The 14,447-nt window shown below is 61.7% G+C and carries 11 protein-coding genes; 9 read left to right on the top strand and 2 right to left on the bottom strand.

Going from position 1 to position 14,447, the window contains the following annotated elements; genetic code table 11:
* Positions 1 to 110 precede the first annotated feature (110 nt).
* Complete coding sequence (locus tag ACRDTB_RS01520) at positions 111 to 1,370, bottom strand: ABC transporter substrate-binding protein (protein ID WP_431428005.1); 1,260 nt, start codon at positions 1,368 to 1,370, stop codon at positions 111 to 113.
* 239 nt (positions 1,371 to 1,609) lie between these two features.
* Between ACRDTB_RS01520 and ACRDTB_RS01515 the strand changes: the two genes are divergently transcribed.
* The 8 genes from ACRDTB_RS01515 (at position 1,610) to ACRDTB_RS01480 (ending at position 12,070) form a co-directional block, all read left to right on the top strand.
* Complete coding sequence (locus ACRDTB_RS01515; protein WP_431428004.1) at positions 1,610 to 2,656, top strand: 1-phosphofructokinase family hexose kinase; 1,047 nt, start codon at positions 1,610 to 1,612, stop codon at positions 2,654 to 2,656.
* Between the two features lie 348 nt (positions 2,657 to 3,004).
* Positions 3,005 to 4,087: an ABC transporter substrate-binding protein gene (locus ACRDTB_RS01510; protein WP_431428003.1), complete on the top strand. Its 1,083-nt coding sequence runs from the start codon at positions 3,005 to 3,007 to the stop codon at positions 4,085 to 4,087.
* A 163-nt stretch (positions 4,088 to 4,250) separates the two neighbouring features.
* Positions 4,251 to 5,396, top strand: coding sequence for an ABC transporter ATP-binding protein (locus ACRDTB_RS01505; protein WP_431428002.1), 1,146 nt, complete (start codon positions 4,251 to 4,253; stop codon positions 5,394 to 5,396).
* 31 nt (positions 5,397 to 5,427) lie between these two features.
* Entirely contained in the window at positions 5,428 to 7,194 is a 1,767-nt protein-coding gene (locus tag ACRDTB_RS01500) for an ABC transporter permease (protein WP_431428001.1), read from the top strand.
* A gap of 13 nt (positions 7,195 to 7,207) precedes the next feature.
* Positions 7,208 to 8,515 (top strand): MmgE/PrpD family protein, encoded by a 1,308-nt coding sequence (locus ACRDTB_RS01495; protein WP_431428000.1) that lies wholly within the window; start codon positions 7,208 to 7,210, stop codon positions 8,513 to 8,515.
* A 250-nt stretch (positions 8,516 to 8,765) separates the two neighbouring features.
* On the top strand, positions 8,766 to 9,530 hold the full coding sequence (locus tag ACRDTB_RS01490; RefSeq protein WP_431427999.1) for a hypothetical protein: 765 nt from the start codon (positions 8,766 to 8,768) through the stop codon (positions 9,528 to 9,530).
* Positions 9,531 to 9,538: 8 nt separating this feature from the next.
* Positions 9,539 to 10,459 (top strand): polysaccharide deacetylase family protein, encoded by a 921-nt coding sequence (locus tag ACRDTB_RS01485; protein WP_431427998.1) that lies wholly within the window; start codon positions 9,539 to 9,541, stop codon positions 10,457 to 10,459.
* A gap of 42 nt (positions 10,460 to 10,501) precedes the next feature.
* On the top strand, positions 10,502 to 12,070 hold the full coding sequence (locus tag ACRDTB_RS01480) for an amidase family protein (protein WP_431427997.1): 1,569 nt from the start codon (positions 10,502 to 10,504) through the stop codon (positions 12,068 to 12,070).
* 65 nt (positions 12,071 to 12,135) lie between these two features.
* On the opposite strand, the gene ACRDTB_RS01475 is transcribed toward ACRDTB_RS01480, so the two are convergent.
* The gene (locus ACRDTB_RS01475; RefSeq protein WP_431427996.1) at positions 12,136 to 12,879 is read right to left on the bottom strand and encodes a GntR family transcriptional regulator; all 744 of its coding nucleotides are present in this window, start codon (positions 12,877 to 12,879) and stop codon (positions 12,136 to 12,138) included.
* Between the two features lie 380 nt (positions 12,880 to 13,259).
* On the opposite strand from ACRDTB_RS01475, the gene ACRDTB_RS01470 reads away from it, so the two are divergent.
* Positions 13,260 to 14,444 (top strand): FAS1-like dehydratase domain-containing protein, encoded by a 1,185-nt coding sequence (locus ACRDTB_RS01470; protein ID WP_431427995.1) that lies wholly within the window; start codon positions 13,260 to 13,262, stop codon positions 14,442 to 14,444.
* The last annotated feature ends 3 nt before the right edge of the window (positions 14,445 to 14,447 follow it).

The following is a 14,447-nucleotide window of genomic DNA, read 5'->3' as shown; positions in this document are numbered from 1 at the left end:
GCGGGTATCCGTGGAACGCGAACGCCGGCGCTGAGGTCCCCGATACGAACCGGGAGCCGGTGGCGTTGTGCCATCCGCGATGACCCGCTGTCTGGTGGTCACCGCCTCGCCTAGTTCCCCTCGTCGGCCAGGTTCGCGTTCATGGCATCCGCGAGCTTGGCCGCGGCCACGGCGACGTCAGTGCGACCAGCCCAGGCTTCCGTCAGGTATTTCGCCTCCGCCGCGTTCCACGCCGCCGTGTTGCTCGAGACCGGCAGCGGTTTCGCGTAGCCCGTCGCGTCGAGGAACACCTGCAGGTCGTAGTCAGGTGAGGCGTCCACCCAAGCCTGCTGTGTGCCGGCGTAGGCGGGGATCACGGTGCCCGTTTCGGCCTGGGTCCTCGCGGCCTCCTCGGACCCGAGGTACTTGACGAACTTCCATGCCGCGTCGGCGTGGTCGGTGTTCGCGCTGATCACATTCGCCAGCCCGTGGATGACCACGGCGCGTTCCTTGCCCTGGGGAAGCGGAGCTACGTCGACCTTGTCCCTGGTGTAGTCGTTGTTCTTGAACTCGGCGACGTTCCATGAACCGCCGTAGAACATCGCCGTCTTTCCCGACTCGAACCATTGCAGCGGCAGGGTGTCCGTCATCTGCTGCAGCGATGGCGAAGAGCCGGACTCGATCAGGTCCGTCCAGAAGCGCAGTCCATCGACGGTCGCCGGGTCGTCGTACCCGGAGCCGGTCCCGTCCTCGGAGACAACGTGGCCACCCGCCTGGAAGATGGTGTTGTAGTAGTCCTGTTGGCCTTCGAGTGCGGCGGTGATTCCGAAGGTGCCGGTCTTCTTGTCGGAGAGCGTGGCGGCGGCGTCCTGGAGGTCGGCCCAGGTCCAACTCTCGTCGGGATAGTCGACGCCAGCGGCGTCGAAGAGAGTCTTGTTGTACCAGAGACCGATCGTGTCGTAGTCCTTCGGCAGTCCGTACAGCTCGCCGTCCAAGGAGTACAGGTCGGTCAGCGCCTCGGGGAAGACACTCGTGTCCAGGTCGTCGTCCTTTACCTGGGCCGAGATCGGTGCGATGACGCCGTTCGAGGCGTACAGCTGGAAGTTGGGCCCGTTCATCCAGAACACGTCCGGCGCCTCGCCTCCTCCCGCGGCTGCCTGAAGCTTGGTGAAGTACTGCTCGAACGGCGTGACCTGGATGTCCACCGTGATGTCGGGGTTGGCCTCCTCGAAATCCGCCGCGATCCGCTCGAGCGCGGGTGCCTGGTTCTGGTCCCAGATGCCGTAGCTCAGAGTTACCGGTCCGGCGCCGTCGGAGTCCGAACCGCAGCCCGTCGTGGCAAGAGCGAGCGCCACGGTGATAGCTGCGGCCATGGTGCGCCTGATTCGCATGGGTCCTCCTGAGCAGGTGCGCTGGTGGGTCCACTCATGCGAGCGGGTGCTTGGATGCTAGCCGCGCATTCTGCGCGAAGCAAGCAACATTTTGCGCGAATGATCGCCAATAGTCCTCATGTCGCGCATACTGTGCCTGTGATAGACGTAAACGCGCATAATTCGCACATGCAGAGCGGCAGGATCACGGATGTTCAGGACTCTCGACGCCACTCGGGACAGTTCCGGGCGGTGCTGACATGATCACCGCGGTCGCCCTCAGTCCCAGTGTCGACGTCACCTACGTCGTCGACACCTTCTCGCCGGGGGCCATCAACCGTCCCTCGGCCGTGCACCGGGTGGCCGGGGGGAAGGGACTCAACGCGGCTCGCGCAGCCCACCTGCTCGGCGCCGACGTCGCCGCAGTGGCGATCCTCGGCACGAGCAACGGGACGTGGTTCGCCGACGAGCTCGCCCGCGTCGGACTGCCCCTCTATCGCGTCGACGGCGGCGAGCCCACCCGTACCTGCGTCTCCATCGCGGACGAGAACAAGCACACCATGACCGAGATCTACGAGCATCCCGGCCGGGTCACCGACGACGAGTGGTCCGCTCTGGGGTCGGCGGTAGCCGCAGCCGTCGCCGACCGACCAGGGTGGCTGACGATCTCTGGTTCGCTCCCTCGCGGCGCGCCCGAAGGAGCTCTCAGCGCACTCGTCGGGCTGGCACGTCAGGCAAACTGCTGGGTAGCGGTGGACCTGCACGGCGACGCCCTGAGTGAGGCGCTCACCGGCGAGCCGGACCTGGTCAAGGTCAACGCCGAGGAAGCCGCCGAGATGTTGCGCGCCGGACCCGAGGCCACCCCTCTCGGGCTGGCCAAGCTCCTTGCGGGACGCGCACGGTCGGGCGCGGTTGTGACCGCCGGCGTGGACGGCGCCTACGGCGTATCCGACAGCGGGAGCACCCGACACGTGCGCTCGGCCACGCTGGGCACTTATCCCGTTGGCAGCGGCGACTGCCTGCTCGGCGGGCTGGTGGCGGGACTGGACGACGGTCGGGATCTTCTCGACTCCCCTGGTCACCGCGAGTGCCGTGGCCACCGCGAACGCGTTGCTGCCCGGCGCGGCCTGTGTGGACCTGCACGACATCGACGCGGTACTGACGCAGATCGAGGTCAGCTGACGGCGGACGGCCGTGTATCGACGATCATGAAATTCCCCAGGTCCGAGGGGTTGTCCCCACACACCAGAGCTCCACACCAGACAGCCCTACACGCAGACCGTGGAGGCGGCCAGCATGGCGCGTAGCGTCCGTTAGCTCCGCAGCTCGCGAAGCCCGGCGTTGCCGAGCTGACGACCTTGGCGATGTGGTCATCGAGTCCACTCCAGCGGAGATCCGCGGCTACAGGGAGAGGGTGGCGCCGCAGTCGCCCGGGCGGAACACGAGCGCCGGGTGCAGGATGCGGCATCTCCTGACCAACCTCTGAAGCCCTCCGGCGGTGAGGACCTGCTCCAAGCGGAGCGGTTGACAGCGTCGCGGCGGCAGCTCACAATGTTCCAACGTTCCAAAGTGGGTTCCTGCGAAGGCAGGCAGTCTGAGGACCCCCTTGGCTCGAACCCGCTACATCCAGCCCATGACACCTCGGAGGCGGCACGATGCTGCATCGGCACGCACGGCCAAGAAGAGCTGCGCTCATCATTTCCCTACTAGCTCCGGTTCTGTTCGTAGCCGCATGCGGAGGGAGCTCCGCGGGGGACACCGAGGCTGATGCGAACTCGGCGCTGACGTCCGAATTCGATGAGGAGGCGCTTTACAAGGCAGCGCAGTCGGAAGATGCCGCAACCCTATATACGCCACAGACCGAGGAATCAAGCCAGGCACTCGTCGATGCCTTCAAGGAGAAGTATCCCGAGATCAAAGAGGTCCAGATTCTGCGGCTATCGACCGTGGAACTCGGACAACGCTACGAAAAGGAGCGTGACTCCGGTGTCGTGGCTGGCGATGTCGTCATGAGCACTGACCCGAACTTTATGCTCGCGATGGACAAGAAGGGCTACTTCGCCGATCTATCTCCAACCGTGCTTCCGAACATCACTCAATGGCCTGAAGAGTACGTCACGGACACCTTCATCCGCACCGTCGGAGGCTTTCCGTTGGGGGTGATTTACAACACGGACGCGCTGGGCGAGGACCCGTTCCAGGATTGGTCGGACTTGCTGGACCCCAAGCTCAAGGAGAGACTTACGATCGTCGACCCACGCGCAATCGGAACCTACCAGATTCTCGCGAACATGCTGTACGAGGAATATGGTGCCGACTTCTTGAAGGGCATCGCGAGCCAGGTCGGGACCGTCGTGACGAGCAGTATCCCTGGGTCGCAGGGTGTCGCGGCGGGAGAAGCAGACGCGCTCTGGGTAACGAACGAGGCGGTCCGGATATCCCTGTCGAAGGAAGGGGCTCCCGTGAAACTATTCATTCCCGACTATACGACCGGGTCTGAACATGCGGCGGCAATCTCGACAGCGACCACGAAGCCCAATACTGCCCGGCTATTCATGAACTTCCTCATGTCGGAGGATGGTCAGGAGGCCTATGCGGCCAGTGGGTTCTCAGTCCTTGGCCCGGACGTACCAGGCACCGTTCCCCAACCGGAGAAGTACGTCTCGGCATGGGAACAGGCCCTGAACCTCCCAGAAGAGCGTCTAAACGAGATCTACGGTATCCTTGGACTCCAGTAGCGATCCCCGAGGCAACTTCTATTGTTGCAGCCGCACCGTGCTGAATCCTGCCAGTCGAATTGCGGCGGACGGCGAGAACTGCGTCGAAATTCGAAGGGAACCTGAGTCAGAGATGTCACTACAACGACCAGTGAACGCCAAAGGGTTGTCAGAGAATCGCGTGGTGCTGGAGGCCAGGGGGTTGAGGAAGACATTCACCCGGGGTAACGGTGTTGAGGTGACCCCGGTAGACAATCTGTCGTTCGCTGTGGAGGAGGGCGAGTTTATCGTTCTCCTGGGACCAAGCGGATGTGGCAAGACAACTCTGCTAAGGACGCTAAGTGGCCTGGAGGACCCAGAAGAAGGGGATATTCTCATTGGTGGAGAAGCGCTCTTCTCATCGAGCGATCGAGTAAACGTACCGCCTGAGTCGAGACCCGTTGGTATGGTTTTTCAGGCCTACGCCCTTTGGCCGCATATGAAGGTACTCGACAACATCGCCTTTCCGCTTCGGTCAGCGGGGGTGAATAGGCGTGAGGCCGGGCAGCGCGTAAATGGCATGTTGGAGATGCTGGGGCTGACTGGGGTTGCCGGGCAGTACCCGGGTCAGATCAGCGGAGGCCAGCAGCAGCGCGTTGCCCTGGCACGGGCACTAGTCGCGGGGGACTCGCTAGTTCTCTTCGACGAACCACTTTCGAACGTCGACGCGAAGGTCCGCCAAAAGCTACGGGTGCAGTTGTTGGAGGAGCAGCGGAAGCTCGGCTTCACCGCAATCTATGTGACACATGACCAGGAGGAGGCATTGAGTCTCGCGACACGCGTAGCAGTCATGAGGGATGGACGTTTCGAGCAGTTTGCGCCTCCACAGGAGGTCTACTATCGGCCAGCCACACGCTATGTCGCTGACTTCGTAGGCAGCGCGAATCTAGTTGCTGGTGAGGTCCAGGAGCAGCACGGAGACAGCCTGGTGGTGAGAACCGCCCATGGGGCAACCACTGCGGCCACAGCAGATCCGAGCGTCTTCCCGAGAGGCAGCAAGGTAGAGCTGATCTCGCGTCCCGAGCGGTGGCACATATCGACGCAGCCCGCCGCCAGTGGTCCTGACCGAGCCTTTCCGCTGTCGAAAGGTCGAGTAGAGCAGTCGATGTTCACGAGTGGACGCATGGAGTACCTCGTCCATGCTGGTGGTGAGCACATCCGGGTGTGGGCCGATGGTGAACGCATCATCGAGACCGGGTCTGAGGTGTGGATCGGCTGCGACTCGTTCTGGGCAATCCCTCAGGAAGAGGCCAGCGTGGAAAGCCGCGCGCAGTCCGTGCTGGAGAAATGAAGTGCGACGCAGAGGCTCCTTCGCTCGCAAAATGAACCTCGGCACGCGCGTGCAAGCGAGGCGTTCCGGACAGAAGTTCCTTTGGTTCGCAACGGCAGTATCCGCTCTGCTCACCGTAGCGGTGCTGTATCCGCTCCTCATCGTTGGCCAGGATCTCTTCGTCCGTGACGGAAATCTAAGCACGGCCGCCTTTCAAGAAGCTTGGCATGAGCCGAACATTTTACCTGTGATTGCGCAAACTGTCGCTCTGGTGCTTGGCAGCACCGTCATGGCGACGTGCATCGCAGTGCTCTTCGCCTGGCTCAACGAGCGTACCGACGCGAGAATGGGCAAACTGACGGATGATCTTCCGGTCATCCCACTACTCGTGCCTCCCATCGCGGGCTCGATCGGATGGATTCTGTTGGCATCGCCGCAGGCGGGCTACCTAAATGTTGCGATTCGCGACGGCCTTTCACTGTTCGGCGTGGAACTGCAGGAGGGACCGTTCGACATATCGACTTGGTACGGGCTTCTCTTCGTGTACGTCCTGTACCAGATGCCCTACGTCTACGTCGTTGTGTCTGCGGGTCTGCGCAACCTGGATCCCGCATACGAGGAGGCAGCGCGTACTTTTGGCTCGTCGAATCTAAGGACCCTCGTTCGAGTGACCATTCCAGCGGTAAAGCCGTCAATTCTGGGCGGCGCCTTCCTCGCGCTGGTGATTGGCTTCGCGCTGTTCTCCGTCCCAGCGATAATCGGAACCCAAGCTGGGATCGAGGTCTTGAGCGTCAGAATGGTGCGTCTGGTGACGGTCACCTATCCCCCGCGGACTGATGTCGCAATAGTGTTGGGAATCGTCGTACTAGCAGCGCTGGCCGCCACGTGGCTGGTGCAGCGACGCATCGTGGATTCCGGGCACTTTGCCGCCGTAGGTGGCCGGGGCTCGAGGAGCTCAAGGATTCGCCTTCACAAGTGGCGTGTTGTTGCACGAGCAAGCATCATCTCATATATATTGGCTACGCTCGTCCTCCCTGTGGTAGCTCTGCTGCTCGTATCGCTTCAAACGTACTGGAGTGCGGAGATCCGCTGGGCGAGCTTTGACCTGCGTCAATATGTGGAGGTTCTTGTCGGAGACGGCACGACGCGGCACGCCCTCGTGAATAGCATCCTGTACGCGGTAATCGCAGCGACCCTGGCGATGCTGGTCGCCATGGTTGTGGCCGTACGTCAGCACTTCCGACCAGGCGGGCTGATCAATCTCTCGGCAGATGCGGCGGGCAAGGTCTCCGGCGCAATCTCACACGTAATCCTTGCCATCGCCATCTTGGTTGCATTCGCTCGGCCGCCATTTCTCCTACACGGGACGGCCGCGATCCTCATCCTGGCGTACGTCGTCATGTACATGCCGCAGGCATCGGTTACCGCACAGACGGCGGTGGCGCAGATTGGCCGGGATATGACCGAAGCTGCGCAAGTGAACGGTGCGCGGTACGGACGCATCGTTGCCCGCATCTTGACGCCCCTTAGTCTGTCGGGCCTTGCCGGCGGGTGGGCACTTGTCTTCGTACTCGCCGCCGGCGACATCACCGGATCGGTTGTTCTGTCCTCCGTCAACACCCCGGTGGCGGGATCCATGCTGCTACAAATCTGGGAAAGTGGGAGATATCCGAAGCTGGCGGCCTTCGCGATAATCATCAGCATTCTTTCGAGTGTCGTCGTTCTCGCGGTCATGGCCGTGGCGCGCCGGTTGAATTTCGCTTCCCGGGCACTGCGCAAGCAAGAGCGGCCCACGAACGTCAATGCCGCTCGGAGCTGAGGAGGTGGCGCGGATGGAACGGGTTCGGGCACTAGATTCGATTCTTGGCTCTTGGGTCCTGGATGCCGAGTCGCGTGTCGACGAGAGTGCGATCAACAAGGCACGGTCGCAACTCGTGGACTTCGTCGGGATCGTCTTGGCGACCAAGCGGCTGAGTCAAGCGGAGCAGTTCGCGCCGGCGGGCTCGCTCGCGACTCCGGAACTGACGGCCTTCGAGCTTGCGGCCAGGTCGCACTATCTGGATTACGACGACACGTTTCAAGCAGCGCAGATCCACCCGAGCGGATTGCTGTGGGCAGCCCTGCTGAGCAGCAGCGAAGCTGATGGCGGGCGACTGTTGAGGCTCTATGCGGCCTCTGCGGAGCTCTTCTGCCGCATGGCAGCGGCGGTGATTCCGCAGCGGACGTGGTTCCTGACCCAGACGCTTGGCTCGATTGTGGCGGCTACCGCACACGCCGTTGCAGAGCGGCTGTCGGACCAGGCGATCTCCGATGCGGCAGCGCTGGCTTACATGCAAGCGTCTGGCACCAAGCAGCCAGCGTTGCAGCCGGGCTCGACCTCTAGGCGGGTCTACCCGGGATTCGCCGCACACGCGGGAGTGTTCGCGGCCAGACTCGCGGCATCGGGAATGAAGGGCCCATCCGCGTGGATCGATGGGCCTGCTGGGCTTGGCCAGGCGTACCTAGGTGATCCGGGATACGGCGAACGCCTTGAGGGCGCGTTGGAGACCAAGGACTTCAGGCTTCTGCCACACATCTACGCCAAGCCTTGGCCATGCTGCTCCCTGAATCTCCCATACATAGCCATGCTGCAAGAACTTAAGGCCGAGGTCGGTGATCTGACGAAGGCCCAGGTTACCCTCTACTTTCCTGAGGAAGACAGGACGCTGGTCAAGCCCCTAGCCCAAAGGCGGAACCCCGAAACGATTCCGGACGCAAAGTACAGCATTCCGTTCGTTGCCGCGTTGACGATGGCGACGGCGGAACCGAATCTCGCCGCTTGGTCGCACAATGTTCTCGAGGACGCATCAATCAGAACCATCGCGAGTGAGATCAGGGTTCAGCAGGCGTCGACAAGGGCGGTCGAGGTCATTCTCAGGGGACGGCGACTGGTGCGCGAGGAGACTGAGCGCACGCTTCCCGAGTGGGATCCGGCTCGAATCAACGCGAAGTTCGCTCAGTGCACAGATTACGCGGGTATCGAGTCGGGCGATGGGAGCGCCATCCTGGCCGAGATCATTGCCTTCGACTCGCTGAAGAACGTCCGGAACGGCATCACGATGACCGAGATCCGCGAGGTACTAGGACTAGCAGAAGCTTGAGAGGTCCTGACGTCGCCGGCGGAGACAAGCACGGCCCGCTCCGGTCGGTCGAGTGATGGGTTGGACGTCGACACGAAAGGTTTCACGAATTGATATGATTGAGCCGCACGAGCGAATGCGCTACGCCGCATCGGTCGATCGCCCCAGGATCGCGTGGCCACAAGGAGAGAGGATCGCGGTTTGGATAGCTCCGAACGTCGAGCACTATGAGTTCGTGCCGCGACCGGGCCAACCAAGGAATCCGTGGTCGATGCGGGTGCCGCATCCCGACATCAGAGAGTATTCCTATCGAGACTATGGCAACCGCGTCGGAATTTGGCGCATGCTCGACGTGCTCGATCAGTTCAGCCAGCCGTGCACGGTGTCCCTGAATACTGCTGTGCTCGAACTCTTTCCAGAGGTCGCCGAGGCAATCCGTGACCGTATCCACGGTCACGGTTGGAGCGTGATGAGCCACGGTATTCACAATACTGACTACCTGTATGGCCACAGTGAGCAGCAGGAGGTTTGCTTCTACGAGACTTGCCGTGATCACGTCAAGCGCCATCTGGGCGTCGATCTCAAGGGAATGCTGGGTCCAGCCGTGTCGGCCACGCCGAAGACGCCAGATCTGATGGCACGCTCCGGATTCACATATCATTGCGACTGGGCCCATGATGACGAGCCAACACCGATTATGGTCGACGACGGCCGTCTGGTCAGCGTGCCCTACACGTTCCAGCTCGGGGACGGACCCGTAGTGCTCGGTGCCCGTGGCGGTGACTATTTCGAAGAGATTTGCCGCAGGCAGTTCGACGCTCTTTATGAAGAAGGGGCGCTGGCCGGCCGGGTGATGTGCATCGCCCTGCACCCATTTAGGATTGGACAGCCCCACATGATCGGCCACCTGGAATCGGTCCTTGATTATATGCACGGGTTCTCCGACGTGTGGTTCACTACCGCTGATGAGATCGCCGCGTACTATCTAGACAACTACTATGACCAGGCGATGTCCGGTGCGGATGGTTCAAAGTGAGTGCGTCCATGAGTCCCTCTGATGACCACGGCCATTTTCCGTGGAGCCCGATCGTTGCGAGGCCCCGTCTCCGTTGGCCGAGCGACGCCGGTCTCGCGCGGTGCGCGATCATCTCCTTGCAATGCTTCGAGACGGACCCTCCGCCGGACTCTCACCAGGCCAGGATCCTCGCCGGCGGCCTGGGACTCCGACCCCACCCGGACGTTCCGATGCTGTCCTCTCGAGAGTACGGACATAGGGTCGGCCTGTTCCGGATCGTCCCACTTCTCGAGCGCTATGGGCTGGCGCCAACCATCGCCATGGACGCGCTGACGGCTGAGAGATATCCATTCATCGTGGACTATTGCCTGAACAGAGGCCTCGAAATCATAGGACACGGCATCTCCGCTACTCAGATCATCACGAGCGAGATGTCAGTTTCGCGCGAGCGCCAGTACGTGAGTGAGAGCCTGCAACGCCTGTCGACAGCGACCGGCCAAGAAGTACGCGGCTGGATGAGCCCTGAGTACAGTGAGTCGCCAGCGACGCCGCAAATTCTTGCCGAGAACGATGTGGAATACGTCTGCGATTGGGCGAATGACGAGCAGCCCTACCGGATGTCCGGGCTCGCCGGTGATCTCATCAGCATTCCGATCACTCTCGACTGCGATGACGCGTACGCACTCGGCACGATGTCCTTGTCGTTGACATCGTACAGCTCACGAATCGTCACCACATGCAAGCGCCTGGTTGAGGATGGGCGGACGATCGCCAGGAGTTTCGTCCTCGTGCTTCGTCCTTGGCTGATCGGCCAGCCGTTCCGCGTGTCGGCTCTTGAAGAGGCGTTGGAGCAAACGCAAGGTTGGCCCGGCGTAGTGTCCGGCTCAGCCGGAGACATCGCGAAGTGGTATGTGGCTGGCGGTGCGCATGCGCGAGCTGAGGGCGCATGAAGCGAAACCCGGGCTGACTCGGCGTGCCGATTGGAAGGTGTTATGTTCAGGTCTCCGTCCGAGCGCGACATCGCAGAGGTCGCGGCAAGTCTGGGAATTCATCTGACGCTCGACGAAGCGCAGGTTTATCGAACATTCGTGGCCGAGCAGTTGTCGGTCTACGATGAGTTCATTCAAAGTCGAGTGCCGGAGATCTCACCTCCCTTGCTCTGCGGGAACCGAGATCCAGGTTATCGTCCGCGTTCGGAGGAGGATCCGCTCAATGCGTGGCTTTGGCGATGCAATATCTCTAGTCCCGGCATCGGGTTGCTCCAAGGCAAGACAGTAAGCTTCAAGGACCACGTTTCAGTGGCCGGAATGCCCTTGACGTTCAATTCATCGCCCATGGAAGGATTTATTGCCAACTTCGACGCCACAATCGTGACCCGGGTTCTTCGTGCCGGTGGAACGATCATTGGTAAGAACACCATGAACGGCTTTACTGGTGGCGAGGCAATGGGGGGCCGGATGGGTGATTTCTGGAGGCCGGTCAACCCTCGTGACCCCGAGAGGTTGCCGGGCGGATCGTCGTCCGGATCCGCTGTCGCGGTCGCGTCGGGTGATGTCGATGTTTCATTCGGAGGAGATCAAGCTGGGTCAATTCGAATACCTGCGGCATACTGTGGCGTTGTGGGCATGAAGCCGACCTTTGGGCTCGTTCCCAATATGGGTGCGGTTTTTGGTTCCGATCCCAGTGTGGACCACCTAGGTCCGCTCGCCCGCTATGTGGAGGATGCCGCTGCTGCCCTGGAGGCTGTCGCTGGACACGATCCCCTCGATCCTCGTCAGGGCCGCGACGTTCCCGAGTCAATGGATGTAATGAGCCACCTTGAAGATGGTGTCAAAGGTTTGAGAGTTGGTGTCCTCAGGGAGGCGTTTGACGAACCAATCGATCCGGATGTGCGCAGGGGGGTCCTGGATGCCGTTGCGGTTCTTGAGAAGGCGGGCGCAGACGTTTTGGAGATATCGATTCCAGAGCATCGCCAGATACATACTCCGGCGGCGATCCTTGATGTCGGCGGCGCGCACGCGATTCATGCGACCGGCGCCTATGGTGCTTGGGCGCAGACCTTTTACCCCGCGTCGCTCATTGCAGCGATAGATCGAATGTGGGCATGGCAGGGAGATCTACTGGCGACCAAGACAAAGCTACGCCTAGTGCTCGGTGAGTTGGCGCGTCGCAACTTCAATGGAGCCGCTTACGCGAAAGCACAAAATGTCCGGCCCTTTTTTCGTGCGGGGTACGATCGGCAGCTGGAAGAAGTTGACTTGCTCGCTATGCCGACCTGTCGGACGGTCGCACCGAGGATTCCGCGCGAGGGAGATGAGGGTAGCGAGGCTTCTGGCACTCTCTCCGATGGCGCGAGCGCAGCCCGATTGAATTCGGCCCTGTATAATACCAAGCCGTTCAACTACACGGGCCATCCAGGAATCGCCATACCTTGCGGGAAGAGCAGCGGGCTGCCCTACAGTCTTCAACTGGTTGGGCGACATTTCGATGATGCCCTTGTGCTGAGGGCTGCCTACAAGTATCAGGAGTCGGTGCACTGGGCAAGGCTGATTTCGGTATGAGTGAGTCGCGTGGTCTCCGCACTTCTGCGCGACCGAGGCGAAGCCATCTTTGTCCGGACAGACGGTCAAGGGCCGATGATCTGTTCGTTCTCGCTCGTTGTCGAGTACCGGTACCGATCGCCGCGGAACAAGGAGTTCGTGGTCGTCACTCGTTGACCGCTGCTGGTCCGTCCAATTGAGCGGACCAACAGCAGAGGCAACGGTTCCGTCATACCCAACAACTCCATTTCATCGGGCTGAGCCATCACGGCTTCGAACGTGCGCTCAGTGCGCACCAGCGGTCCAGCGCCGTGCTTGCTGGAGAGGGCGGGAAGGACGTACCTGGCGAGATCGTCATCGCCGACCGTGGTGTCGCGGCGGATCACGAGGCAGGTGGAGGTGAGCACGAATGGCTCGACCTCCATCGAGACCAGACGCCGAACCTTGAGCATCTTCATGTCCGGCGGGACATCGAGTGACACAGGGATCTTCGGACTGCCGGCGGGAAACTCAGCAACCTCCAGCACCTGCGCATGGGCACTGAACCCGTACCGCTGCTCGAGCAGCTGTCCGGCACGGAAGGTGGCGTCTGTGATCTTCGTCGCCACCACAAACGTACCGCGACCTGCGTACCGCACCACCAGTCCGGCATTGACCAGGTCGCCCACCGCCTGGCGAATCGTGTTCCGGCTGACGCCGAACTCCAGGGAGAGTTGCTGCTCAGTGGGGATCATCTGCCCAGGGAGCCAGTGCTGGCCGTCAATCCTCGAAAGAAGCTCCTGCTTCACCTGGGCGTACAGGCTGACACCTGAACCACGTTGCAATGTCATGCCTCATCCGTCCCTTCGCGCCGCACGGGCCTCCCACTTGCCGACCCTCGCGGTGCCCGCATTCATGCCAATTGTCCATCATTTGAGCAGAACATGCGAGCGTTAGGCGAGACATTCTGATGTTGGCATCATCACCGTGAGATACCAACATATGGTTATTAGCTGGTGGCGGTTCCCAGTATGACCTCTCCATGCTAATGTAGGAACATCCAGATAGCACGCACTTGGACGACCGAGTTTGACGCCGCGCCGCCCTCGAGCCGGCTCCGTGGCCCAAGACAGGGTTCGACGTGTGAGCGTGGCGGGCGCCGTGCGGGCCCAGCCACGAAACCAGCGAACGGAAAGCGAGAACCATGACGACTGAGTCAGCACCAAGTGAAGTGCCGAAGTATGGCAAGATCACCGACGAAGCGCTTGCGACACTCCGGGCTCGCATCGGCCGCACGTACAACCTCGAAGAGCCGTACAACCGTGAAGTCACCAAGGACGCGATCAGGCACTTCATCCGTGCGATTGGCGATCCCAACCCACTGTGGACCGACGATGAGTACGCCGGGAACACCCGCTACGGGGCCTCCATCGCACCCCCCTGCTGGTTGTACAGCGTGCACTGGGGCTCCTGGGACTTCCGTCGGGGCCGAGGTCTCCCGGGCGTCCACGGACTTCACGCCGGTGACAGGTGGCACTTCTTCAAGCCTCTGACCCTTGGCATGGTGCTGAACGCAAAGCGCGGGCTCGTCGGACTGGACGAGAAGTTTGGCAAGTTCGCCGGGCGTCAGTTCCTCCAGCGCGACCGGGTCGAGTACCGCGACCATACTGGCGAGCTCGTCGCGTACTGCTACATGTCGTCGATGCGGGTGGACCGCGACGCTGGGCGCAAGAAGCAGAAGTACGCCGACATCGAAATGCCCCGCTACTCCGCGGAGGATCTGGCGAAGATCGAGGCCGACTACGACGCCGAGGTCGTGCGCGGTGCCGAGCCCCGCTACTTCGAGGATGTCCAGGCGGGCGATGAGTTGACTCCGGTCGTCAAAGGCCCTTACACCTCCGCTGACTCGGTGGCATGGGTGATGGGCGCGGGTTCTCCCCACATCCGTCTCGGTCGATTCTGGCTCGACTACCGTCGACGGACGCCTGCCGTTGCGGTGCCCAACCCTGAGACCGGGGTCCCGGAACCGATCGAGCGTGTCCATTGGGACAACTACATGGCGCAGGAGATCGGGATGCCTGCCGCGTACGACTACGGATCGCACCGCGGCGCGTTCGCCAGCCACCTGCTCACCAACTGGGCGGGCGACGACGGCTTCGTGAAGCGTCATGACGTCAAGTACCGGGGGATGGTCTTCCTCGGCGACACCGTCTGGTTCAAGGGGAAGGTCACTCGGACGTTCCGGGAGTCCGGTAACGCCTTTGTCGAGGTCGAGCTCGTCGGCGAGAACCAGCGTGGTGAGTATCCGCTGAAAGGGACATCGGTGGTCGCCCTCCCGAGCCGCGACAGCGGGCCTGTCCAGTTCCCGGTGTGTCTGGAGTCCGATCCCATGGATTCGGGAGAGCCGAACGCGTAGGGG

The sequence above is a fragment of the Actinophytocola sp. genome (assembly GCF_050699935.1).
In the GTDB taxonomy this organism is placed as follows: Bacteria; Actinomycetota; Actinomycetes; order Mycobacteriales; family Pseudonocardiaceae; genus Actinophytocola.
The sequence above is the reverse complement of the archived record's forward strand: the minus strand, read 5'-3'. Positions and strand labels throughout refer to the sequence as shown.

Coding starts and splice junctions, on each gene's coding strand:
- ACRDTB_RS01495 (WP_431428000.1), top strand. CDS start 7,208: ATGGAACGGGTTCGGGCACTAGATTCGATTCTTGGCTCTTGGGTCCTG.
- ACRDTB_RS01475 (WP_431427996.1), bottom strand. CDS start 12,879: ATGACATTGCAACGTGGTTCAGGTGTCAGCCTGTACGCCCAGGTGAAG.
- ACRDTB_RS01500 (WP_431428001.1), top strand. CDS start 5,428: ATGAACCTCGGCACGCGCGTGCAAGCGAGGCGTTCCGGACAGAAGTTC.
- ACRDTB_RS01485 (WP_431427998.1), top strand. CDS start 9,539: ATGAGTCCCTCTGATGACCACGGCCATTTTCCGTGGAGCCCGATCGTT.
- ACRDTB_RS01490 (WP_431427999.1), top strand. CDS start 8,766: ATGCGGGTGCCGCATCCCGACATCAGAGAGTATTCCTATCGAGACTAT.
- ACRDTB_RS01510 (WP_431428003.1), top strand. CDS start 3,005: ATGCTGCATCGGCACGCACGGCCAAGAAGAGCTGCGCTCATCATTTCC.
- ACRDTB_RS01480 (WP_431427997.1), top strand. CDS start 10,502: ATGTTCAGGTCTCCGTCCGAGCGCGACATCGCAGAGGTCGCGGCAAGT.
- ACRDTB_RS01520 (WP_431428005.1), bottom strand. CDS start 1,370: ATGCGAATCAGGCGCACCATGGCCGCAGCTATCACCGTGGCGCTCGCT.
- ACRDTB_RS01515 (WP_431428004.1), top strand. CDS start 1,610: ATGATCACCGCGGTCGCCCTCAGTCCCAGTGTCGACGTCACCTACGTC.